This is a genomic window from Chryseobacterium sp. L12 (assembly GCF_056133985.1).
The window spans coordinates 109,316-130,481 of the sequence record NZ_JBVYOF010000013.1 but is presented as its reverse complement, the minus strand read 5'-3'; the positions used below and the strand labels follow the sequence as shown (position 1 = coordinate 130,481).

The following is a 21,166-nucleotide window of genomic DNA, read 5'->3' as shown; positions in this document are numbered from 1 at the left end:
CTTTTTTCAGTACAGGATTTTGGATATATGTTTATTTCTCTACCATTTTTTGTTTTATTGTCGTACAATTTATCAGATTTAATTCTAAAGTTCAATAATAAAAAATTAGGAAAAAGAACAGATAAAAATTTTGAATGGATACCTTTAATACCCTTATTTATTATTTTGCTATTTGGCAGATATTTTGAAAATACCATCGGAGGCTATGAATTGTTTTGGAGATCTGCTTTCGTAAGTCTTATTTTTAGCGTCTTAACAGTTTATATTCTTTCATTTTACTACACCTTTAATGATGATAAATTAAAAAGAAATAATATTCTGGGTCTTTGTTTGTTTTTTTTATTATTGATACCATCTTTAAGTATTTATATTAATTATAGATTTTCTATTTCGAGCGATAAAAAAGAGAGAATTGAAATCAATAAAAAATATATTAATAAAGGCTCAAAAGGAGGTACATCTTATGAGATATTTATTAAAACTGAATTTGACAAAGATGAGCGACTGGATATTGATAAAGAACTTTATGAAAAAATTTTAGATAATCAACTGATTGAGCTGACTCTTTCTGAAGGGATTTTAGGATATAACTATGTTGAGAATATAAAAGCAATTAATAAATATTAAACAATGACCTGGACAGAAATTTTAGCCCCTATAAAGAACACAGAATACTTTACCAATCTTTGGGAAAAAGTAAAACAGGAATACGCCACAACAAAAGTTTTTCCACCAAAAAATCAGATTTTCAGAGCATTGGAAATCACACCTTTTGAAGATATTGAGGTGGTAATTATAGGGCAAGATCCGTATCATAATGATTGTCAGGCAAATGGTTTGTGCTTTTCAGTTTCCGAACAGGTAACAGCGCCGCCATCACTTAAAAATATTTTCACTGAACTGAAAAATGATCTGGGAATTGAAAGAACTTCAAAAGAGCTGGATGATTGGGGAAAACAAGGCGTTTTATTGCTGAATGCTACTTTAACGGTTCGTGCACATTCTCCCAATTCACATAAAGATTTAGGCTGGGAAAAATTCACAGATTTTATTATTAAAGAAATTTCAGATAAAAAAGAAAATGTAGTTTTCGTTTTATGGGGCGCTTTTGCACAAAAAAAAGCCGAACTGATAGATCCGGCTAAACATTTTATATTAAAGTCTGCACATCCTTCTCCGTTTTCTGTTCACAGAGGATTTTTCGGGAGCCAACCTTTTTCAAAAATCAATGAATATTTAATTTCAAAAAGTAAGAAATCTATCTCGTGGTAGTTGTATCTCGTATTTCCAGATCTTTAGTAAGAGAAATCCCTATTTTGTATTGTCCGGGTAACGATTTTACATTACTTTTTTCCGTTGGATAGGGCGTGAGTTCCATCAGCGATATTTTATATCCGTTAAAATAATGCGATTTATAATAGTCTTTTCCTGCAACCTCCTGCGTGGAAAGTCTTACCATTACAGGACGGCTCGTTGTGCTCATCAGTTCTATATCTGCAACAGCAACTCCCGACCAGATACATTGTGTTCCCTGCGGACAACGGCTGTCTTCAGAAATTCCCCTGAAAGTTACATTCATCTGATATTCTTTCAGAAATTTATTTTCACCTTCCTTTAAATAAATAATATTTTCACCTTCCGTAGAAGATTTTTCTGATGCTGCAGATCTTTGAGCAACATCTTTTTGAGAGCTGCAGTTTACCAATAGGATAATCGCAAATAATAAGAGTGCTTTTTCTTTCATAACTTATAAAATATTAAAAACGTCAAGCAAAACTACCAATAACATGGCAATCCCAACTACCAGATTGAATCCTGTTCCGTAAAGAAAACCTATAAAAGCTCCTTTAGTAGATTTCCAGGCTTTGGTAAGATCTTTACTGTCATGCAATAATTCACCTACAAAAACTCCTGCAAACATTCCAAATAGAAAACCCAGCGGAATCGGTAAAAACATTCCTACAATAGTTCCTATCACAGATCCTATGCTTCCCCAACGTGTGCCGCCATATTTCCTGTTTGTTTTTGCCGGAATGACATAATTAAGAACCGCTGAAGCAAGAGTTAAAACAACAAATGCCCAGATATAAATCATGGAGAGATCCGAATCTGTTCCGTATTTGTAGATTAAAAGACCGGCAAGACTCAGTACCAATCCGGGTAAAATTGGTAAGAATGTACCCAAAATTCCTAATATTAAAAAAATGATGCTGAATAAAGTAATTAATGAATGATCCATAAATGTAAAAATAAAATCAAGGTTGTTTCACAAAAAGTATGCTACGGTTTCAAAATAGGAGTTAATAACGAAACATTAATTATTTTCAGGAAATTAAATTCCCTAAAAAATGAGTGATAAGAGACGATGGTATTTGTTGATCTCCGAAAAGATCCGGAGAAATCAGGAATAGGTTGGTATTAAAAAATTAAAGTCAGCGTTTTTTCTGCGATCTTTTGGGAGCTGTTTTTACTCTGATTTTAAACCTTTTCTGAGATTTTGGTTTTTTATGCATATTTGTGAAAGTTTGATAACTAAATTTAATCAATTTCTCAATTAAAATAAATACTTTTAGCAAAAAATAAAATTAAATTTTGTTTATGTACATTAAAAATTTGAGTATAAAGTCGGTTGTGATTGTCCTGCTGAAAGTTACAGGTATTTTAATCGGAATTATCCTCATCTACGCACTGTTAGGATATTTGCTGCCGTTTATTGAAGTTTCGGAGAAAGATGATGGAGAAGCTAAAGAAATTCCGATTTATATTTATACAAACGGTGTGCATACTGATATTGTGATGCCTGTAAAAAATGATATTCATGACTGGAGTTCCAAAATTCCTTTTTCGGATACAAAATCTGGAAAGACAGATTATCAGTTTGTGGGAATAGGGTGGGGTGATAAAGGCTTTTATCTGGATACGCCGACCTGGGCAGATCTGAAATTTTCAACAGCTTTCAAGGCTGCTTTCTGGATGAGCGAATCTGCAATGCACTGTTCTTTTTATCGAAGCATGACGGAAGCTGATGATTGCAAAAAAATAATGATCAGCCGAAGTCAGTATAGGAAACTAATTGATTTTGTGGATGCTAAATTTGATAAAGACGATCTGGGAAATTATATTCTTATTCCTACAAATGCGGTTTACGGTGATAATGATGCCTTTTATGATGCTAAAGGCAGATACAGTTTTCTGAACACCTGCAATACCTGGGCAAATGACGCACTGAAAGCCGCCGGACAAAAAGCCGCATTCTGGACACCTTCTGATTATGGAATATTTTTACATTACAAATAGATGATCTTAAAGTCATATTTTATTATCATATTTTCTTTCGTGCTTTTATCATGCACAAAAGATCAGCTTATCAATACACAGAAAAAAATAGTTTTTGAAGACGCCAGTATTGCAGAACAGGAAAAACCAAGTATTGATTTAGTTAAAACAACAAACAAAGCAAATGAGGCTTTGGAATTTGCTAAGTCTAAAAAACTAAGCACTGAAATCTGCATCCTGATTGATATGAGCCTCCATTCGGGAGTCAAGAGGTTTATAGTGTGGGATTTTAAAAATCAGAAAACGCTGGGAACTTATCTTGTTGGTCACGGCTGCGGAATAAACTCATGGAGCAAAGATGAGTCAAAAGACCAACCCAAATTCAGTAATGAAGATGGCAGCCACCTTTCCTCTTTAGGTAAATATAAGTTGTCGGGAAGAGGCTACAGTGATTGGGGTATTCATGTAAAATATCTGATGCACGGCATGGAAGATTCAAACAGCAATGCGCTGGAAAGATTTATCGTGTTCCATTCCTGGGAATTAATGAGCGATGAAGAAATTTTTCCAAGCGGCTCACCGGAAGGATGGGGCTGTCCTACAGTTTCTAATAACGCCATGAAGGAAATTGATGCGCTTCTGCAAAAACAAAGTAAACCTGTTCTCATGTGGATTTATAAGTAATGTAATCTGAATATTAAAAAAAGAGCCTTGACAAAGTCGAGGCTCTTGCTGATTATAAGTGTATTATTTTTATAGCTGCTTATAACTTCTCTGGATAAAATCTGTAAGTTCTTTACCTTTCAGCAAATTCTGCGATAATTTTGCGAGATCCAAAGCGTATTTTATCTGATTATTCTTTTCTTCAGCATTTTCGTTTGCTAAAATTTTTGAAGCAAACTCACTGTTGGAGTTTACCACCAAATTGTACATTTCAGGAAAACCTCCCATTCCGAACATTCCGCCGCCGCCTGTTGCCTGCATATCTTTCATTCTGCGCATAAACTCAGGCTGGGTAATAGTGAAAGGAGCATCTGTACTGTCTAAATCTTCAAGCTGTACGGTGAATTTTTTATCATTAATAGACTCTTCAACCGTTTTCTTTAAAGATTCTTTCTCTGTTTCGTTGAGTTTTGAGATAACAGGCTCATCTTTTTTAATCAGATTATTGATGTGGTCTGCATCCACTCTTGCAAACTGGATCTTCTCTTTAGATGTTTCCAGTTTTTGAATAAGGTGAGGAACAATAGGAGAGTCTAATAACAGTACTTCATAGCCTTTATCTTTAGCCGACTGAATATAAGAATGCTGCTCGTCTGCATTGGTAGAATATAAAATTACCAGATTGCCGTCTTTGTCGGTTTGTATCGGTTTTATTTTTTCTTCCAGTTCGTTCCAGAGGAAATATTTGCCTTCGCTGGTAGGATATAATGCAAATTTGTCTGATTTTTCGAAGAATTTTTCTTCAGAAATCATTCCGTATTCAATAACGATTTTAATGTCATTCCATTTTTTCTCGTAATCTTCGCGGTTTTCATTAATTAATGAAACCATTTTGTCGGCAACTTTTTTGGTGATGTAAGAAGAAATTTTCTTTACCGCTCCATCTGCCTGAAGATAAGATCTGGAAACATTCAACGGGATATCCGGAGAATCTATAACTCCGCGAAGCAGCATTAAAAAGTCAGGAACAATTCCTTTTACCTCATCCGTTACAAAAACCTGATTCTGATAAAGCTGAATTTTGTCTTTTTCAATATTCAGATTATTGCTGAGTTTTGGGAAATATAAAATACCTGTGAGATTGAAAGGATAATCTACATTCAGGTGAATATTAAATAAAGGCTCTTCAAACTGCATAGGATACAGCTCATGGTAAAACGATTTGTAGTCTTCGTCTTTTAATTCACTTGGAGCTTTTGTCCACGCCGGAGTAGGATTGTTAATAATATTATCAACGTCAACAGTTTCTGCAACCGCATCTTCTGCTGCTCCTTCAGGTAAAGGAAGCGTTTCTTTTTTTGTTCCGAATTTAATTGGAACAGGCATGAATTTGTTGTATTTGGTCAGTAATTCACGGATTCTGAATTCTTCTAAAAATTCGGTAGAATCTTCAGCAATATGAAGAATAATTTCTGTTCCTCTGTCAGTTTTTGCAGTTGTCTCTTCTAAAGTAAACTCAGGACTTCCGTCACAAACCCAGTGTACAGCCGGTTCGTCTTTATAAGATTTAGAAATGATTTCTACTTTTTCTGCCACCATAAATGCAGAATAAAAACCAAGTCCGAAATGCCCGATAATTCCTGAATCTTTAGCAGAATCTTTGTATTTTTCTAAAAATTCTTCAGCACCCGAAAAAGCTACCTGATTGATGTATTTTTCCACTTCTTCGCCGGTCATCCCGATTCCCTGATCAATGATATGAAGTTTTTTGTTTTCTTTATCAATCTTCACTTCAATTTTAGGATTTCCGTACTCTACCTTTGCTTCACCAATTGAGGTTAGATGTTTCAATTTAAGAGTTGCATCTGTTGCATTGGAAATTAATTCTCTTAAAAATATTTCGTGATCGCTGTAAAGAAATTTCTTAATCAACGGAAAAATGTTTTCCACTGAAACATTAATATTTCCTTTAGTCATAATTATTTGATTTTAAATTTTCTTATGTTTCTCAAAAAAAATACCATGGCTTTCAATCTGCCATTTTGACATAACTAATAAAAAAATCACCCGCATTCAGGTGATTTATGTTTTAATTTTTATAAATCGGTAATCAGTTCGGACTTGCAGTTTTCATCCTGGTAAGTTCACCTCTTGTAATGACCTTCGTATTGATCTCGTCAGTTTCAAAAAAATCTTTTAAAATAGAATTAATTTTTTCCGTATCAAAAGGCTTACAGGAAAATACATCTATTGCAGCAAACTCTTTTTCTGGCCATGTATGAATGCTGATGTGGCTTTCTTCCAACAAGATAAAGCCTGTTGCACCAAATGGCTGAAACTGTTTATATGCTTCCTGCACTTTCCCCAACTTTAACTCTTCAACAACTTTGTTGAGAATTATTTTTATTTCCGGAACAAAAGATGACTTCTGAATATTACATCCGTAAATATCCCAAATCGTATGGTAGCCGATGGTATGATAATCTGAAATCATATTAGTTGGTAGATTGGCTTACGGGCGGCGCTGCATTGATGCTGTCGGAAGATATTGAATCTTCGCTGTTGAGTTGTGCTTCTTCAGACGCTCTGGTAATTAAGTTGGCAAACTCATTCAGGTCATATAATTTGACCATAACCTCATATTGTTCTTCCATTTCAAGCATTTCCGGCAGCTCTTCTCTCGGTCCGTAATCCCATGAGATAGGATTGATAAGGTCTTTTACCACATCGAAATTTCCTTCAAGCGGCATTCCGTAAAATTCTATTTTTTTATTGGGAAGTTTATGCGCATAACTGTTCTGAAAAGAAGGACTTCCATAGAATTCTTCAGTTTTCAGATATTCATTTCTGGTCGGATTAAGAAAATAGGCATTCTGGGTAAAATTGTATTTTGTTTTAGTATTGTCTTCCAAGGTTATAAGATGTTCACCTTTTCCCATTTCTACCCATACCACTTCTTTTGCGGGAACTTCTACTGTAAGGGTGTCTACTTTTACAATTATTGAATGATCGGTAGGATTATCAATAGCAAGATCTACACTTCCTTTTCCGCAGGAACACAATGCAAAGGCTGCAAAAAGTATTAAGAATATATTTTTCATGTTTTTAATTTTAAATGATATAATGTGATACAAATTCACAATTATTGGTAATGATTTCTCTGTTTTCTGCTCTGAAATTGATGGCAGATGGCTGGAAAGTATAAAAAATGCCTGCCTGATAATAGTAGTTTTCCCGATCCTTATCTAAAGGATAATATCGCTGATAGATTTTTTTCTGTCCTGCAAAATCTCCTTCAGACTGAATGTTTTTATGCGCAATTTTTACATTTTCTCCCATTCTTCCGTAAACAGGTTTTTCCACATAATCTTTTCCTGCAAGAAAGGAAGAACTGTCGTAAGTTTCTGCAATAAAAGTATTGGGGAAATGCTGGGTAATATAATTCAGAAACAATTTATTCTGCCATACAGCGGTGTATGGAGGATTAAGAATAATTGCCAGATCTTTTTCAATAATTTCGATAATCAGCTTTGCGAGTTCAGGTTCTTCGTTGAACATCCAGTCCCACGGAACCATTTTAAACCAGACATCTACAGGCTGAAACTCTCCGCCAATTTCAAAGAAAATGCCTTCGTCAGAAAATGTTACTTTTTCCAGATCGGTATAAAAAACATCATAACCTGCTTTATACGCAGCGTTCAGAACCATATCACAGTTGAGCCTGTCTTCTTTGTGACCAAATGAAGATGCCAAAAAATAGGGTTTTTCGTACGGGATATTTCTCTTAAGATCTGAAAGTGTGCTTTCAAGATCGCGCTCCAGTTTATTCAACTGCCCCATCGGAGATTTGATATGTTCCAGCTGAAGTTTTTGCCATAAAATGGTTTCAGGGAGAGTAGAACAGGTGTCTGCATTGAATTCGATAACTTTTGCGTTTCTTTCATCAATTCCGCCATTGATGTCAAATCTTCCGTACAAAAGAGGATGTTTTTTTCTGTCATTCCATGTTTTTTCAATGATTCCATGGAAAAACTGCGGGATATCCAAAAGATGGAGATTTCTGTCCCGAATGATTTTATCAGTTGCTTTTTCAAAAACCGAATACGCTTCCTGTGCGATGAAGGTAAATTTACTGACCTCAGAAGTATGAAGACCCAATACTTCTTCAAACAGATAATCTTCATCTGCAAACCACTGCAGCTGAACCGGCATATCTTTTTTGCGGATCTTTTTTATTTCCTGAAACCTGTTATCCTCCATAAGATCTGAAAGATTTTCCTGCGCCGTATCCTCTGGATGCTCTTCCCGGAGTCATTACTCTGCGGGAGGTTGCTGTTTTTACCATATCATTTTTCAGACCGGTAGATTTGTTATATGCATCTGCACTTTTGTAATAGCTTGAATTGGGAGTTGTGTTGGCGAGATTTCTGCTGAAGAATGCAGAAGCAAGCGAATACATTAATACTCCTCTGAGTGCTGAATGAGTGTGGTTGCCGGATTGTGACTCACTTTTCAGTTTCTGAAGAGACAGGGTGTCTGTTTTTCCGTTGAGATAATGTACGATTGCGGTAGATTTCGTTTTATCGTCAATGATTTTTTCATCAATAATTTTAAAATCATCACCGGGTTTTACTTCTTCAACCTCGGTAACTGTTCCTTTGGATGATTCTTTAATGGTAACCGATTCACCGTCTTTAATTCTGGGACTCCCGTCTCCGCCGCAGCTTTGTAAACTAAGCAGGCTGAATGCCATTACCGGTAAGAGAATATTTTTTTTACAAAATATAGAAATAGTAAAAGAATTTTTCTTCATATTTGGAAATAAGTTTAAAATCAAATATAAAGATTATTTTGAAACCGAAAATAAAAATTTTAGCTTTTTCAGTTTTTGTTGCAGGATTATGCTCAATTATTTACGAGCTGCTCATCAGCGCTACTGCAACGTACTTCCTTGGTAATGGGGTAATGCAGTTTTCTATTCTCATAGGTGTTTATATGTTTTCAATGGGAATTGGGGCTTATTTATCAAAATTTTTTAAAGAAAAGCCATTGGATTTTTTTGTTTTTATTGAAGTCATTTTGGGTTTAATAGGCGGAATTTCGGTTCCTCTTCTTTATTTTCTTTTTGTGAATGTAAGTCCGGGAGTATTACAGGCTTTTTGTCTGGTGATCATGTTTTTTATCGGACTAATTACGGGAATGGAGGTGCCACTTCTTACCTTTATGAATGAAAGTGAAGAATATAAGGATAATCTTTCCAATTTTTTGTCGCTGGATTATATTGGTGGGCTTATTGCCACCCTTATCTTTCCTTTTATTCTGCTTCCTTTTGTAGGTCTGTTTTATTCGTCACTTCTTTTTGGGATTGTGAATATTGTATTGGGACTTTGGCTGAGTCAGAAATTATTAAAGAAAAGAAACAAAACTTTTTATTTCGGAATTTTTGTTTTGGCTTTTCTTATTGTAATGGTCGTCACTACAGGATCAATGCTTAAAGTATGGGAAGAAAAAATATATAAAAGTCCGATTGTAGAAAACATTCAGACACCATACCAGAAAATTGTCATTACAAAAAATAATGATGATGTAAAGCTTTTTTTAAACCGCTCAATACAGTTCAGCTCTAAAGATGAATACCGTTATCATGAAATGCTGGTTCACGTTCCGTTACTGATTCATGATAATCCGGAAAATATTCTAATTCTTGGTGGCGGTGAAAATCTGGCGAGCCGGGAAGTTCTGAAACATCCCACTGTGAAGAGTGTTGATGTGGTAGATATAGATCAGATGATGTTCGATTTGTCAAAGAAAAATAAACATCTTCTAAAAATAAATGATAAAGCTTCTCTGAATCCTAAAGTAAATCTGGTTGCTGATGACGCTTTTACTTTTCTGAAAAACAATATTAAGGAATATGATGTCATCATTGCAGATTTACCTGATCCTTCTGTTGATGCCATTGCAAAACTTTACAGCAAACAGTTTTTTGGTCTTGCCAAAAGAAATCTGAAAGCAGACGGAGTTTTTGTAACGCAGTCCGGAGAAGTGTATTATTCCAACACGGCTTTCAGCTGTATTAAGAATACAGTGAGTTCTATTTTTAATTATACCAAAACCTATCAGGTTTACGTGCCTTCTTTTGGATATTGGGGGTATACTATTGCAAAAAATACTGATTTTAACGAAAAAAAACATCGCAAAATTCCCGAGAATCTGAAATTTCTTACCGAAAATGTTTTTATCAATTCATTTGAACTTCCTAAAGACATCAGCATTGTTTCCACAAAGATCAATACCATAGATAATCCTGTGGTTTTGGACTATTTTCTTGATGACTGGTACAAATGGAAGACAGATATGACGACCAACTGACAGCATGAAGTTTTATTTTTGCTAAATTTACATACATTCAAAAAAGATGAGTATGGAAATTATTATCAGTAAAAATAATATACTTTCAAATCCTGAAACAAAAGATTTTCTGGTAGATACATTTTATCCAAAAGTTGATCATCAGTTGCCGCTGATCATTTTCGTTCATGGATATAAAGGCTACAAAGATTGGGGAGCATGGGATCTGATGGCTGAAAAATTTGCCGAAGCAGGTTTTTACTTTGTGAAATTTAATTTTTCACACAATGGAACCACCGTTCAGAATCCCGAAAATTTTGAAGATCTTGAAGCCTTTGGTAACAATAATTATTCTAAAGAGCTTTCAGATTTAAGTTTTGTTTTAGATCATTTTGTCAAAGAACCTCAGGTAAATCCCGAGAAAATTATTCTCATAGGTCACAGTAGGGGTGGTGGAATTTCTTTAGTGAAAACTTCTGAAGACACCAGAATAAATGGTCTGATTACATTGGCAAGCGTTGATTCTCTTGCACGTTTCCCAAAAGACGAAGCACTCGAAAACTGGAAAGAAAATGGTGTCTACTATGTTGAAAACGGAAGAACAAAACAGCAAATGCCTCATTATTACCAGTTTTTTGAAGATTTTCAAACCAATAAACTCTGTTTTGATGTGGAAAGAGCTGCCGAAACAGCAAAAGCACATTTTCTGATCATTCATGGGACAAAAGATGACAGCGTAAGTGCAAAAAATGCTGAACATCTCCGGTTTTTAAATCCCAATTCCGAATTGTTTTTAATTGAAAATGCCAATCATACCTTTGGGGCTTCAGAACCATGGAAAAGTAGAGAATTACCTGCAGATCTTAATACAGCTGTAGAAAAATCAATAAAATTTATTCAAGAGAAAATGGTGAATCAATAATTTTAAAACAACAAATCATTTAGATTTTAAAATAGCAAAAGGCTCTAGCGAAAATTGAAATGCTAAAGCCTTTTAGTTTAATATTATTAGAAATTTATCTTAAAAAATTCTCGTTAAGCCATTTTAGTTTGTTATAGCTTTTTAGAAATTTGGCTTTCAGATCCAGGTTTTTTTCACGGGCTTCCAATAATTTGTTTTCCCTTGAGTTGATGAGAAATAAGGAACTTTCACCGTTGCTGAACCTTGTTTCCTCAGCGTTTAATAGTCGCTCATAATTGTTGAGGTTCTGGGATGAAATATCAATCTGGGTAAAATAATTGCTTACTTCGTTTCTGTAAGTTTCAATTTTTGTATTAATTTCTCGAAATTTCAGCTGAGAATCCTGTTGGTTTTGTGAAATTTTCAGTTTGGCAATCTGGTAATCGGCTCTTGCCTGACGCATGAAAACAGGAATTTCCAGTTTTAGTCCGTATTGAAAATTATTATCAAAAAAAGGAAGATAATCTGGTCTGTAATTTTCTTTGTTAAAAAAATTGTAGGTAAAATCTATTTTAGGAAGAAAGCTCTGCCATTTCAGTCGTCGTTCACTTTCCAGAATGTTTTGTTTCTGAAAATAATACTCCAATGACGCATGATTTTCCACCTGTCTGGATTTTACGTTTTCTACCAGGAATTCATAATCATTGTACCCTGAATGCTCATCCAGACTTGATGATGGGAAAATGAGCTGTGAAATTTCATAGAATTCCTGATTTTCTTTCCAGAGAAACATCTGCAAATCCTGGGTGCTTTTTACAAAGTTCAAAAAAGCATCCCGTTCCTGAAGTTCAAAACTTTGCAGCTGTGATGCGGCTTCAACAGTATCAATCGCAGGTCTTTCGCCAAACTCGTATGTTTTTTTTGTTAGATCCAGACGTTTTCTATTGATTTGAACGGCAGATTTTTGCAGCTTATATATTTCATAATTTTTTACCCATTCCCAGAACGTATTTTCTGCATCTAAAAGAAGTTCGTTGGTAAGTACCGTCTGTTCTGCTTCTGTCATTCTCAACCCGAATTTCGCCTGATCCAGCATGGCTCTTCTCCGGTCATACAAAAGATTTTTAGCTAATGGAACTGTAATTCCGAACTGGTATAACCCTCCCGGTGTTTCGCTGCTGTTGAGTTTTTGACCTTCCAGATAATTGTAGCTTCCTGTAATGTCTATTCCGTACCATGTGGGAATACCAAGTTCAATATTTCTCTGGGAATAATATCTTGTCCCGTCAATATTTTTTTCGCCCAGTTTTCCAGCAATTACAGGATCGAAATTTCCTCTGGCGCTGGTAATCTCTTCTCTGGCAATCCTGTTTTGAAGCTGATATTTGAAAGCTAACGGATGGTAATTTTTAACAATATTCATAAACTCCTGATGCGACAGTTTCAGAGAATCCTGCGCAAAAGAAAACTGGATAGAAAACAGAATTAGAAAAGCTGAAAATAATTTATTTACTTTTTTCATTTCCTGCAGATTTATCAGTTGTGTTCACTTCGTAATAATCAGGCGGGAATCCGTTGATGTTTCGCCACAATTCGTACCAGATCGGCACATCATTTAAAATAGCAATTCCCTGAACACCGGTTCCTATCTTAATTTTTGGCGGCCATTGTTTTTCATCTTTATCCTGAATGACAAGTGCTTTAAACAAACCATTTGTACTGATGTTGCTTTCTACAGCAATTACTTTCCCTGCAAAAGTTCCATAGCTTGAGTTGGGCCATCCCGAAAATACAATTGCCGGAAAACCATCAAAGATACACATCACACGCTGTCCTTCTTTTACCAAAGGCAAATCAACGGGTTTAATGTAAATTTCTACTGCATAATCTACATTTTCAGGAACAATTACTCCTATACTTTCACCGTCTTTAAGGATTTCACCGATTCCAGCTTTATTGATCTGTACAACCTGACCATCCTGCGAAGCAATTACAAAATACAAACCTTGTCTTGCTCTGTAATTGGCAACCTGATTCTCAAGTTTGGCAATATCACCGTCACTGCCTTCAATTTGTCCCATACTCTGGAATCTGTCACCTTCCGTTTTGCTGAGTTTTTCGTTATAATCCTGAATAGTTGCATTCTGCTCAATGCTTACGTTTACAATTTCCTGTCTTGTCTGAGCGATTTTATTTTCGGCAGATGTTTTTTTAGCCAAAGCATTTTGATAAGAAACACTTCTTTGTTGGAACTGTGTGAGTGAAACCAAGCCTTCATCATACATTTTTTTCTGTCGGTCATATTGGTCTGCAGACATTCGAAGCTCATTTCTTGCAGCCTGTAATTCCGCTTCTTCACCTTCTAATTTGTTGTTCAGCTGGCTTATTTTTACTTTAAGCTGGCTCAGTTTCAGATCTCTTGCAGAGTTCAGTGCGTCAATCTGACTGTTTGTAGTTCCTACTTTGGCTTCGTAATAATCTCTTACTCCTTTTTTTGCCTCTACCTGCTGCTCAGTTCGTTTAACCAAGAGCGGATCCAGATAATCTTCTTTTACTTCGGAAAGCTGAAGAATGGTATCTCCTTTTTTTACATAATCACCGTTTTTTACATACCATTTGATGATTCTTCCAGGAATTGGTGAGTTCATTTGCTGCGGACGCTGTTCCTGATAAAGCGTGCTTACATTTCCTTTAACCTGGATATTTTGCGTCCAAGGTAAAAATAAAACGATAATACCGCCAAGAAGGATGAAAAGAAACCATCTTTTCACTCGGGATTCTTTATTGATAAGATATATTTTATCTACTGATTGCAGTTTCATTGTCTTAATGTTTATTAAATAAAATTTTCACCGTTCCGTCTTCTATATGTAGATGTTGATCAGCATCATTGATGAGACTTTCATCTTTCGAAACAATAATGATGGTAGTGTTTTCTTTCAGTTTCAAGAGATAGTCTCTCATTTTTATTTTAAATTCATCATTCATTCCGTCTAAAGGATCTTCCAGAATTAATAGTCTCCTTGCACCAACTACTGCTCTCAGAAGCAGGATTTTCTTTTTGGAGCTGAATGATATTTCCGTATCAGTCTCACTGATGTTGGTGAAGAAACCGTTGCTGAACTGGCTTGAGAAGTTTTCAATTCCTATTTCTTCAGAAATATCCAGAATTTGTTCGGCAGATGTCTCATTGTGACCGAGAATGATGTTTTCATAAACAGTTCCCTTAATGATCGTCATGTCTTCAAGATACATTCCTATCTGATTTCTCAGCGATATTCTGTCGATATTTTTAATTGGAATTTTATCAAATAATATACTTCCGAAACTTGGCTCATAAAATCCTGTCATCATATTAAGAAGTAGCGATTTTCCTGCACCCAATTCTCCCGTAACGATATTAATGCTATTTTCAGAGATTTTAAAATTAACATTTTCCAAAATTTTCTGATAATCGTTGAATGCGAAATTTACATCCCGAAATTCAATTTCAAAACCGACATTTTCTTCTTCAAAATTGATGGCTCCCATATTTTCTTCCGGCAGATCTGTTACTTTATTCAGTTTTGCCAGTGACGCAATTACGTCATAATAGCTTTCCAGACTTATGATAAGCTTTTCAACCGCCATCATGATACTCAAAACTACAATCTCTGTTGCAATGAAAGCACCAATATTCAGCTGTTGATTAACGAGAAGGTAAGTTCCAATTGCGAGCATTACCAATGTAATGATGACCTTAAAGGCAATAATTGTTTTGTACTGGAAAACCAAGACTCTGAAATGTTTTGTACGTCCATTAAGATATTTTACCACTCTCTCATCGGTTCCTGCAAGATGAATTTCTGTCTTGGAATTGAGTTTGAAAGTTTTGATAGACGCTGCAATATCTTCAATCCAGGATGCTACTTCGTATTTTTTATCACTTTCTTCGATACTTGATTGGATACCACTTTCCATTGTAAACCTAAAGATTACAATTACACAAATCACAACTAGTGCACCAAAAACCAAAAACCACGGATGATAGAAAGACAACAGTAAAATTCCAAAGAAAATCTGGATTAGTGCTGTCGGAATTTCAAGTAAGATTTTAGAGATTCCTTTCTGGAGGTTTTGTGTATCAAAAAAACGGTTAACCAATTCGGGAAGATAATATTTTCTTGTGGCTGAAAGATTGACCTTAGGGAGCTTTTCTGCAAATGCAATGGAAAATTCAACAAAAATCTTTTGCTGAATTTTTTCTATAATCTGCATTACTTTCAGCCTGAAATGTCCTACAAGCCACGTTCCCAAAACTACAAATCCTATCAGAATATAAATGGATGTTGCCATTGTGGCTCCCATTACAAAACTCACAATTGATTGAATCCCAAGCGGAACACTAAGTTGTACCAAACCGTTCAGAATGGCATAAAAATATATATTGGTAACATCTTTCTTCTCTTTAGTAACGTATTTAAAAAGATTGTAACCGTGCTGTTTAGGAGAAGTTTCCATCGTTCAGTATTATTTTATCAAATTAAAGGTGATGAATCTCAAGTAGTTTAGAACATATTGCTTATGATCTATTCTATCAATATGATTATCGGTAAGTTTAGGAAGATGTTCGCTGAAAAACTGCTGATCATGGGCTGTTTCCAGAAGTGTGCTTGCAAAAGATTTCGGAAACTGAAAATCAGGTTTTGCCTGAATAATCACTTCAGCTAAAAAATTGCAAAGGCTTTTTAGCGGGCTGAAAACCATTTCCTGATTAATCTCATCTACTTCTTTTACAAGATAAGATTTGCTGCTTTCTGCAATCACAATGCTGTGAAGCTTATTAAGGTCATAATCTTCAATCTTATCATCGGTTTCATTATTATGAGTGATGATCTCAAGCATTTTTTCAATTCTTTGGTAAGGATCTTTTATTTCCTGCAGTTTAATATTAGAAATAAATTCTATATAAGACCAATACCAGTTGAGGATATAGGTGAGAAGTTTATGCTTAGAAGAGAAGTATCTGTAAACAGTAGCTTCTGTCGAGCTGATCTTTTGAGCCAGTTTTTTGAAGGTAAAGCTTTCAAAACCGGTTTCATAAATCAATTCGATAGAATTTTTCACAATAGCTTTCCCGATCTCACTGTTTTCGGGATCTTTTAAATATAGTTTTTCGTTGACCTTAAATTTAACCTTAAATTCCATTTTTCAATATATATTGCAAATTTATAACTATTATCAGGTGTAGCAAAACTTATACCAAAAAATATTTTATAATTACATTAAATAGTAATACTATCAATTGGCATAGTATTTGATTTTGTTTTTAAAATCTTACTATCATAAAAAAAGCAAGAGACTTAGATAAAGCACAATAAAAAATCGAAAAACATATACTAACAATTTAAATACTTACAATTATGAAAAAAGCAAAATTATTTTTAGGAAGTTTAATGGTGGCAGCTGCGGTGTATTCCTGTAATAAAGTAACGGAAAAAGCTCCAAGTCAGCCTGTCCAGACAAATGAAAAAGTGCAGAAAGTGATAGATGAACTGGGATTGGTATATGTGGAAGAAGGAGCGCAGGATATTATTACCTATGATGAGGTAAATGCGGCTCAGCAGGCTTGGTGTGATGCACTTGTGAAGATTGGTCAGATAAAAGAAGAAGGGGGCGATTATAAAAAATTTGCAGAACAGGTATTGTCTGATGCTTACAACTATGATCAGGGTAAAGTTTTCTTTAAACCTACTTTGGCGTACGGAGATCAAACTTTCAGAAACGACAAAAAAGGAGCTTTGGCTTATTTTGTAGGAGGAGATCCGGATTATCCTAATGATAAAGGTTTTGCTTTAAAACCATGGGTGAAAGCGAGATACGACAATGCCGGAAATAATAATGAGGGAATCCAGATTTACGGTTCGGTAGCAATTACCATGGGAAATGTCTGGGTAACCGATAAAGAAGGTGATGAGGTAATGGTAGACAAAACATGGGTTTTCAGAAAAGGTGAAGACGGAAAGTTGAGAATTATTGTTCACAAGTCTTCTCTTCCTTACAAACCGGAAACAAAGTAAACTTGAACTTAAAATCCGGCTGAGAAAAAAATCTCTGCCGGATTAATACACTTACAATTGTCAGTAAAATAAGAAATAAAGGCTGGTTAATTTAACAACAAAAATATCCGAAATGAAAACATCTACACTATTATTGATGTTTTTGTGTTTAAGCTTTTTCAATGTAAGCTTTTCACAAAACACGGACTTTTCTCAGGAAACAAAGACCTATACTTCAATAGAAGAAGCATTAAGAAATCCTGAAACAGTAAGAAAACTTGATCTGAGCAATCAGAAGATTGATTTTCCTGAAGGCTTTTGGTCACAATTTAAAAATTTAGAATATTTGAGCCTGAAAAACGACGGTCTCACTTTTTTACCGGAAGGAATTTCGCAGCTTCAGAATCTCAAAATATTAGATATCAGCGGAAATAATTTTAAGAATCTTCCCAAATCTTTCCGCAGTCTGCAAAATCTGGAAGAGCTGTATCTGAATGAAGAAAAAAATATGAATCTGGAACAAACAGTAGAGACACTTTCACTATTACCCAAATTAAAAATTTTACATCTTGAAAATGATCATCTGACGAAACTTCCTAAAAATTTTTCAAAAATTAAAAATTTAGAATCCTTGTATCTGAACAATAATGATTTTAAAAATGTACCAAAAGAAATCATCAATTTGAAAGATCTTAAATATATGGACTTTCAGAATAACCAGATTCGGGATCCGTTGAAAATCAATCAGATTATGAATGACTATGGTGTTGTCATTACATTTTAATACAGAATGCAGATTATAAGATTAAAAGAAAGATTTCCAGTTACAGATGAAAATTTTGGATGCTAAAATTTATATTTGTATCAAATTATAAATGATGTATAGATTTCTGCTCTTTTTTTTAGTTTCATTATTTTCTGCATTTCAGGCACAAATTCCGAAAGTTGCAAGCGGAAAAATTGAAAGGATACCCAACTTTAATTCCCGGTATGTTACCCCAAGAAATATTGATGTGTGGCTGCCGGAAAATTATTCCACGTCAAAAAAATACGCTGTGCTATATATGCACGACGGACAAATGCTTTATGATTCTGATCTTACGTGGAATAAGCAGTCTTGGAATGTAGATGATGTGATTTCTGATCTCATTAAAAGTAATAAGATACAAAATACGATTGTCGTCGGAATATGGAATGATCCGAAGCTGAGACATTCAGACTATTTTCCACAAAAACCTTTTGAAAATCTTACACCAACAGAAAAGATACTATCTGCTCACAGCTAAGAAAATCAGGACGGTCTGACCAGTCATTTCTCCAAATTCTGATCATTCTCTGCGGTTTCTGATAAAAGAATTGAAACTGATGGTTGATAAAAAATATTCAACTTATAAAGAGCAAAAGGCTTCATATTCCTGTAGAATTTTTATTTAATAAATAAAGTACTAATAAGAATTGTCCTCTTTCAAGCCTTAAAACTCTAATAAAGTTATAAATTTGCCGGACTTAATATCATTATCAATCAAGAATGGAATTATTAGTAGCTACACACAATATTCACAAGAAAGAAGAAATTCAGCAGATTCTGGGAGACAGATTTTTGGTTAAGAGCCTTAGAGATTACAATATTCATGAAGAAATTGTAGAAGACGGTGATTCTTTCCATGCCAATGCTTTAATAAAAGCAAAGTACTGCTTTGAAAAAACAGGAATTCCAAGTTTGGGAGATGATAGCGGTTTGGCTGTGGAGGCTTTAGACGGTAGACCGGGAATTTTTTCTGCCCGCTATGCAGGAGATCATGATTTTGCTAAAAATATTGAAAAAGTTTTGGGTGAAATGGAGGATATTGACAACAGGAAAGCTTTTTTCATTACCGTTCTGTGCTATTATGATGAAAATGGGGCTCAATATTTTGAAGGAAGAGTTTATGGTAATCTTTTGAATGAAAACAAAGGTTTTAAAGGATTCGGATATGATCCTATTTTTGTTCCGGAAGGATATGAAAAGACTTTTGCAGAGATGAATCCCGAAGATAAAAACAAAATTAGTCACAGAAAAAAAGCACTGGATTTGTTTCTGGAATTTTTGAATAAATAAATTTTTGTCGGACAAAGACATTTATCTGGTTGAAAAGCTGTCAGATTTTTTTCTGAAAAATTATTGATTTGAAACAGTCTTAATTTCAGGTCGATTTTCAACCTCAACCTTTTATCGTACATTTGCGTCCTATAATTTTTTGATTTGAGTACTTATTTAACGATATTGGGTTTTAATTCTGCTATTCCGACGGTGAATACATCACCGACGTCACAACTTCTGGAAATGGAAGAACGATGCTTCCTGATTGATTGTGGAGAAGGAACGCAGGTGCAGCTTAGAAAAGCCAAAGCAAGATTTTCAAAGATTAATCATATTTTTATTTCGCATCTTCATGGTGATCATTGTTTTGGTTTGCCGGGACTCATTGCGTCTTTCAGGCTTTTGGGAAGAGAAAATCCGCTTCATGTATACGGTCCGAAAGGAATAAAAAAAATGCTTGAAACAATTTTTACCATCACTGAAACCCACCGAGGCTTTGAGGTCATCTATCATGAGCTGGATAAGGATTATTCAGAAAAAATTTATGAAGATAACCGGGTAGAAGTGTACACCATACCGCTGGATCACAGGATTTACTGCAACGGATATTTATTTAGAGAAAAACCTAAAGAAAGACACATCAATATAGAAGAAGTCTCTAAATACAGTGAAATTGAAACTTGTGATTATCATCATCTGAAGGCAGGAAAAGATTTTGTATTAAGCGACGGATATGTTTTGAAAAATGAAATTCTGACAACAGATCCTGCACCGCCGGTTTCTTATGCATTTTGCAGTGATACAAGATATTTAGAGTCTGTTGTTTCTATTATTAAAAATGTAAGTGTTCTATATCATGAGTCTACTTTTCTTCATGATTTGAAAGAAATGGCAGATTATACCGGTCACGCTACGGCTTTGGAAGCGGCTACAATTGCTAAAAAAGCTGAGGTCGGAAAATTGATTTTAGGTCATTTTTCCAATCGTTATGGTGACTTAACGGTCTTTACTGATGAAGCAAGAAATATTTTCCCCAATACATATCTTCCTAAAGCGTTGGAATGTGTGAAAATTTGATATGGAAATGAATTTTTCAGAATTAAAAGATTTTCTGAACGAGAAGGCAGATTTTTATAACAATCTGGATTTTATTCAGGATGATCCTGTACAGATTCCGCATCGTTTCAGCTTGAAACAGGATATTGAAATTGCAGGTTTTCTGGCGGCAACTATAGCCTGGGGTAATAGAAAATCTATCATAAGGTCTGCGGATAAAATGCTGGACATAATGGGAAATTCGCCTTATGACTTTGTGATGAACCATACCGAAAGTGATTTGACCTCTTTACAGGATAAAAATATCCACAGAACCTTCAATGGTGAAGATTTTATTTATTTCATCAGGCAGTTTCAAAAAATTTACAGTGAAAATGAAAGTCTGGAAGATTTGTTTTTGATTAATAACGAAGAAACCAATTTCCAGCATTCTATAGAAAGGTTCAGGCAGAAGTTTTTGGGAACAGAAAAACACAGAACGCATAAACATGTAAGTTCGCCCTATAAAAATTCTTCTTCCAAACGGATCATGATGTTTCTTAGATGGATGATAAGAAAAGATAACCGGGGTGTAGATTTCGGAATCTGGCAGAAAATAGATCAACGGTTTTTATCCATTCCTTTAGATGTTCATACAGGGAATATCTCCAGGAAACTTGGTTTGATTTCCAGAACTCAAAATGACTGGAAAACGGTAGAAGAACTTGATATTATTGTGAGAAAGCTGGATGATAAAGATCCTTCAAAATATGATTTTGCACTTTTTGGATTAGGAGTAACCAAAGATTTACTGTAAACAAA

Annotated in this window: 23 protein-coding genes; 12 read left to right on the top strand and 11 right to left on the bottom strand. The window is 34.7% G+C overall.

Translation table 11 applies throughout. The features are described from left to right. Nucleotides 1–27 precede the first annotated feature (27 nt). Nucleotides 28–627, top strand: coding sequence for a hypothetical protein (locus tag AC0NBN_RS08595; RefSeq protein ID WP_160812170.1), 600 nt, complete (start codon nucleotides 28–30; stop codon nucleotides 625–627). A gap of 3 nt (nucleotides 628–630) precedes the next feature. Then, entirely contained in the window at nucleotides 631–1,272 is a 642-nt protein-coding gene (locus tag AC0NBN_RS08590; RefSeq protein ID WP_160812171.1) for a uracil-DNA glycosylase, read from the top strand. On the opposite strand, the gene AC0NBN_RS08585 is transcribed toward AC0NBN_RS08590, so the two are convergent. After that, a complete protein-coding gene (locus tag AC0NBN_RS08585; protein WP_160812172.1) occupies nucleotides 1,259–1,744 on the bottom strand; it encodes a hypothetical protein in 486 nt (161 codons plus the stop codon). The two genes, AC0NBN_RS08590 and AC0NBN_RS08585, sit on opposite strands and share 14 nt — an antisense overlap. A gap of 3 nt (nucleotides 1,745–1,747) precedes the next feature. After that, the gene (locus AC0NBN_RS08580) at nucleotides 1,748–2,239 is read right to left on the bottom strand and encodes a DUF456 domain-containing protein (RefSeq protein WP_160812173.1); all 492 of its coding nucleotides are present in this window, start codon (nucleotides 2,237–2,239) and stop codon (nucleotides 1,748–1,750) included. Between the two features lie 359 nt (nucleotides 2,240–2,598). Here AC0NBN_RS08580 and AC0NBN_RS08575 point away from each other — a divergent pair, with 359 nt between their 5' ends. Next, nucleotides 2,599–3,297 carry a TIGR02117 family protein gene (locus AC0NBN_RS08575; protein WP_160812174.1) on the top strand — a complete coding sequence of 233 codons (699 nt, stop codon included), beginning with the start codon at nucleotides 2,599–2,601 and terminating at the stop codon, nucleotides 3,295–3,297. Continuing rightward, entirely contained in the window at nucleotides 3,298–3,960 is a 663-nt protein-coding gene (locus AC0NBN_RS08570; protein ID WP_160812175.1) for a murein L,D-transpeptidase catalytic domain-containing protein, read from the top strand. Between the two features lie 69 nt (nucleotides 3,961–4,029). On the opposite strand, the gene htpG is transcribed toward AC0NBN_RS08570, so the two are convergent. The 5 genes from htpG to AC0NBN_RS08545 all read right to left on the bottom strand — a co-directional run bounded on the left by htpG (nucleotide 4,030) and on the right by AC0NBN_RS08545 (nucleotide 8,752). Then, nucleotides 4,030–5,916: a molecular chaperone HtpG gene (gene htpG, locus AC0NBN_RS08565; RefSeq protein WP_160812176.1), complete on the bottom strand. Its 1,887-nt coding sequence runs from the start codon at nucleotides 5,914–5,916 to the stop codon at nucleotides 4,030–4,032. Nucleotides 5,917–6,049: 133 nt separating this feature from the next. Further along, nucleotides 6,050–6,433, bottom strand: coding sequence for an adenosylmethionine decarboxylase (speD, locus tag AC0NBN_RS08560; RefSeq protein WP_143885384.1), 384 nt, complete (start codon nucleotides 6,431–6,433; stop codon nucleotides 6,050–6,052). A gap of 1 nt (nucleotide 6,434) precedes the next feature. After that, entirely contained in the window at nucleotides 6,435–7,040 is a 606-nt protein-coding gene (locus AC0NBN_RS08555) for a hypothetical protein (protein WP_143885383.1), read from the bottom strand. A gap of 10 nt (nucleotides 7,041–7,050) precedes the next feature. Beyond that, nucleotides 7,051–8,199: a glutathionylspermidine synthase family protein gene (locus tag AC0NBN_RS08550; RefSeq protein ID WP_160812177.1), complete on the bottom strand. Its 1,149-nt coding sequence runs from the start codon at nucleotides 8,197–8,199 to the stop codon at nucleotides 7,051–7,053. Continuing rightward, complete coding sequence (locus AC0NBN_RS08545) at nucleotides 8,189–8,752, bottom strand: Cj0371 family chemotaxis-regulating polar lipoprotein (RefSeq protein WP_160812178.1); 564 nt, start codon at nucleotides 8,750–8,752, stop codon at nucleotides 8,189–8,191. The genes AC0NBN_RS08550 and AC0NBN_RS08545 overlap by 11 nt, the downstream gene beginning before the upstream one ends. 38 nt (nucleotides 8,753–8,790) lie before the next feature. On the opposite strand from AC0NBN_RS08545, the gene AC0NBN_RS08540 reads away from it, so the two are divergent. Further along, entirely contained in the window at nucleotides 8,791–10,311 is a 1,521-nt protein-coding gene (locus tag AC0NBN_RS08540; protein ID WP_160812179.1) for a polyamine aminopropyltransferase, read from the top strand. A 52-nt stretch (nucleotides 10,312–10,363) separates the two neighbouring features. After that, complete coding sequence (locus tag AC0NBN_RS08535) at nucleotides 10,364–11,212, top strand: alpha/beta hydrolase family protein (RefSeq protein ID WP_160812180.1); 849 nt, start codon at nucleotides 10,364–10,366, stop codon at nucleotides 11,210–11,212. 94 nt (nucleotides 11,213–11,306) lie between these two features. Here AC0NBN_RS08535 and AC0NBN_RS08530 read toward each other — a convergent pair whose 3' ends face one another. The 4 genes from AC0NBN_RS08530 to AC0NBN_RS08515 are packed head-to-tail and all read right to left on the bottom strand — an operon-like array spanning nucleotide 11,307 to nucleotide 16,378. Beyond that, entirely contained in the window at nucleotides 11,307–12,713 is a 1,407-nt protein-coding gene (locus AC0NBN_RS08530) for a TolC family protein (protein WP_160812181.1), read from the bottom strand. Continuing rightward, a complete protein-coding gene (locus tag AC0NBN_RS08525) occupies nucleotides 12,697–14,013 on the bottom strand; it encodes an HlyD family secretion protein (protein WP_160812182.1) in 1,317 nt (438 codons plus the stop codon). Before AC0NBN_RS08525 ends, AC0NBN_RS08530 begins: the two co-directional genes overlap by 17 nt. Nucleotides 14,014–14,017: 4 nt before the next feature. After that, complete coding sequence (locus tag AC0NBN_RS08520) at nucleotides 14,018–15,691, bottom strand: ABC transporter ATP-binding protein (RefSeq protein WP_160812183.1); 1,674 nt, start codon at nucleotides 15,689–15,691, stop codon at nucleotides 14,018–14,020. Nucleotides 15,692–15,700: 9 nt separating this feature from the next. Next, nucleotides 15,701–16,378: a TetR/AcrR family transcriptional regulator gene (locus tag AC0NBN_RS08515; protein ID WP_160812184.1), complete on the bottom strand. Its 678-nt coding sequence runs from the start codon at nucleotides 16,376–16,378 to the stop codon at nucleotides 15,701–15,703. Nucleotides 16,379–16,593: 215 nt separating this feature from the next. On the opposite strand from AC0NBN_RS08515, the gene AC0NBN_RS08510 reads away from it, so the two are divergent. From AC0NBN_RS08510 to AC0NBN_RS08485, 6 genes are all read left to right on the top strand, one after another. Then, nucleotides 16,594–17,250: a hypothetical protein gene (locus AC0NBN_RS08510; protein WP_228430150.1), complete on the top strand. Its 657-nt coding sequence runs from the start codon at nucleotides 16,594–16,596 to the stop codon at nucleotides 17,248–17,250. 112 nt (nucleotides 17,251–17,362) lie between these two features. Continuing rightward, nucleotides 17,363–18,013, top strand: coding sequence for a leucine-rich repeat domain-containing protein (locus AC0NBN_RS08505; RefSeq protein ID WP_143885374.1), 651 nt, complete (start codon nucleotides 17,363–17,365; stop codon nucleotides 18,011–18,013). 91 nt (nucleotides 18,014–18,104) lie between these two features. Next, complete coding sequence (locus AC0NBN_RS08500) at nucleotides 18,105–18,515, top strand: alpha/beta hydrolase-fold protein (protein WP_160812185.1); 411 nt, start codon at nucleotides 18,105–18,107, stop codon at nucleotides 18,513–18,515. A gap of 242 nt (nucleotides 18,516–18,757) precedes the next feature. Next, nucleotides 18,758–19,327 (top strand): RdgB/HAM1 family non-canonical purine NTP pyrophosphatase, encoded by a 570-nt coding sequence (rdgB, locus tag AC0NBN_RS08495; RefSeq protein ID WP_143885373.1) that lies wholly within the window; start codon nucleotides 18,758–18,760, stop codon nucleotides 19,325–19,327. Between the two features lie 144 nt (nucleotides 19,328–19,471). Then, a complete protein-coding gene (locus AC0NBN_RS08490; RefSeq protein ID WP_143885372.1) occupies nucleotides 19,472–20,386 on the top strand; it encodes a ribonuclease Z in 915 nt (304 codons plus the stop codon). 7 nt (nucleotides 20,387–20,393) lie between these two features. After that, nucleotides 20,394–21,161, top strand: a complete 768-nt coding sequence (locus AC0NBN_RS08485) for a TIGR02757 family protein (protein ID WP_160812186.1) — start codon at nucleotides 20,394–20,396, stop codon at nucleotides 21,159–21,161. The last annotated feature ends 5 nt before the right edge of the window (nucleotides 21,162–21,166 follow it).

Bases quoted from the DNA above. Each gene is read 5' to 3' on its own strand.
- speD (WP_143885384.1), bottom strand. From the start codon at position 6,433: ATGATTTCAGATTATCATACCATCGGCTACCATACGATTTGGGATATT.
- AC0NBN_RS08500 (WP_160812185.1), top strand. From the start codon at position 18,105: ATGATGTATAGATTTCTGCTCTTTTTTTTAGTTTCATTATTTTCTGCA.
- AC0NBN_RS08595 (WP_160812170.1), top strand. From the start codon at position 28: ATGTTTATTTCTCTACCATTTTTTGTTTTATTGTCGTACAATTTATCA.
- AC0NBN_RS08520 (WP_160812183.1), bottom strand. From the start codon at position 15,691: ATGGAAACTTCTCCTAAACAGCACGGTTACAATCTTTTTAAATACGTT.
- AC0NBN_RS08530 (WP_160812181.1), bottom strand. From the start codon at position 12,713: ATGAAAAAAGTAAATAAATTATTTTCAGCTTTTCTAATTCTGTTTTCT.
- AC0NBN_RS08550 (WP_160812177.1), bottom strand. From the start codon at position 8,199: ATGGAGGATAACAGGTTTCAGGAAATAAAAAAGATCCGCAAAAAAGAT.
- AC0NBN_RS08505 (WP_143885374.1), top strand. From the start codon at position 17,363: ATGAAAACATCTACACTATTATTGATGTTTTTGTGTTTAAGCTTTTTC.
- AC0NBN_RS08535 (WP_160812180.1), top strand. From the start codon at position 10,364: ATGGAAATTATTATCAGTAAAAATAATATACTTTCAAATCCTGAAACA.
- AC0NBN_RS08545 (WP_160812178.1), bottom strand. From the start codon at position 8,752: ATGAAGAAAAATTCTTTTACTATTTCTATATTTTGTAAAAAAAATATT.
- AC0NBN_RS08590 (WP_160812171.1), top strand. From the start codon at position 631: ATGACCTGGACAGAAATTTTAGCCCCTATAAAGAACACAGAATACTTT.
- AC0NBN_RS08555 (WP_143885383.1), bottom strand. From the start codon at position 7,040: ATGAAAAATATATTCTTAATACTTTTTGCAGCCTTTGCATTGTGTTCC.
- AC0NBN_RS08570 (WP_160812175.1), top strand. From the start codon at position 3,298: ATGATCTTAAAGTCATATTTTATTATCATATTTTCTTTCGTGCTTTTA.
- AC0NBN_RS08575 (WP_160812174.1), top strand. From the start codon at position 2,599: ATGTACATTAAAAATTTGAGTATAAAGTCGGTTGTGATTGTCCTGCTG.
- AC0NBN_RS08525 (WP_160812182.1), bottom strand. From the start codon at position 14,013: ATGAAACTGCAATCAGTAGATAAAATATATCTTATCAATAAAGAATCC.
- AC0NBN_RS08510 (WP_228430150.1), top strand. From the start codon at position 16,594: ATGAAAAAAGCAAAATTATTTTTAGGAAGTTTAATGGTGGCAGCTGCG.
- htpG (WP_160812176.1), bottom strand. From the start codon at position 5,916: ATGACTAAAGGAAATATTAATGTTTCAGTGGAAAACATTTTTCCGTTG.
- AC0NBN_RS08515 (WP_160812184.1), bottom strand. From the start codon at position 16,378: ATGGAATTTAAGGTTAAATTTAAGGTCAACGAAAAACTATATTTAAAA.
- AC0NBN_RS08485 (WP_160812186.1), top strand. From the start codon at position 20,394: ATGAATTTTTCAGAATTAAAAGATTTTCTGAACGAGAAGGCAGATTTT.
- AC0NBN_RS08585 (WP_160812172.1), bottom strand. From the start codon at position 1,744: ATGAAAGAAAAAGCACTCTTATTATTTGCGATTATCCTATTGGTAAAC.
- rdgB (WP_143885373.1), top strand. From the start codon at position 18,758: ATGGAATTATTAGTAGCTACACACAATATTCACAAGAAAGAAGAAATT.
- AC0NBN_RS08580 (WP_160812173.1), bottom strand. From the start codon at position 2,239: ATGGATCATTCATTAATTACTTTATTCAGCATCATTTTTTTAATATTA.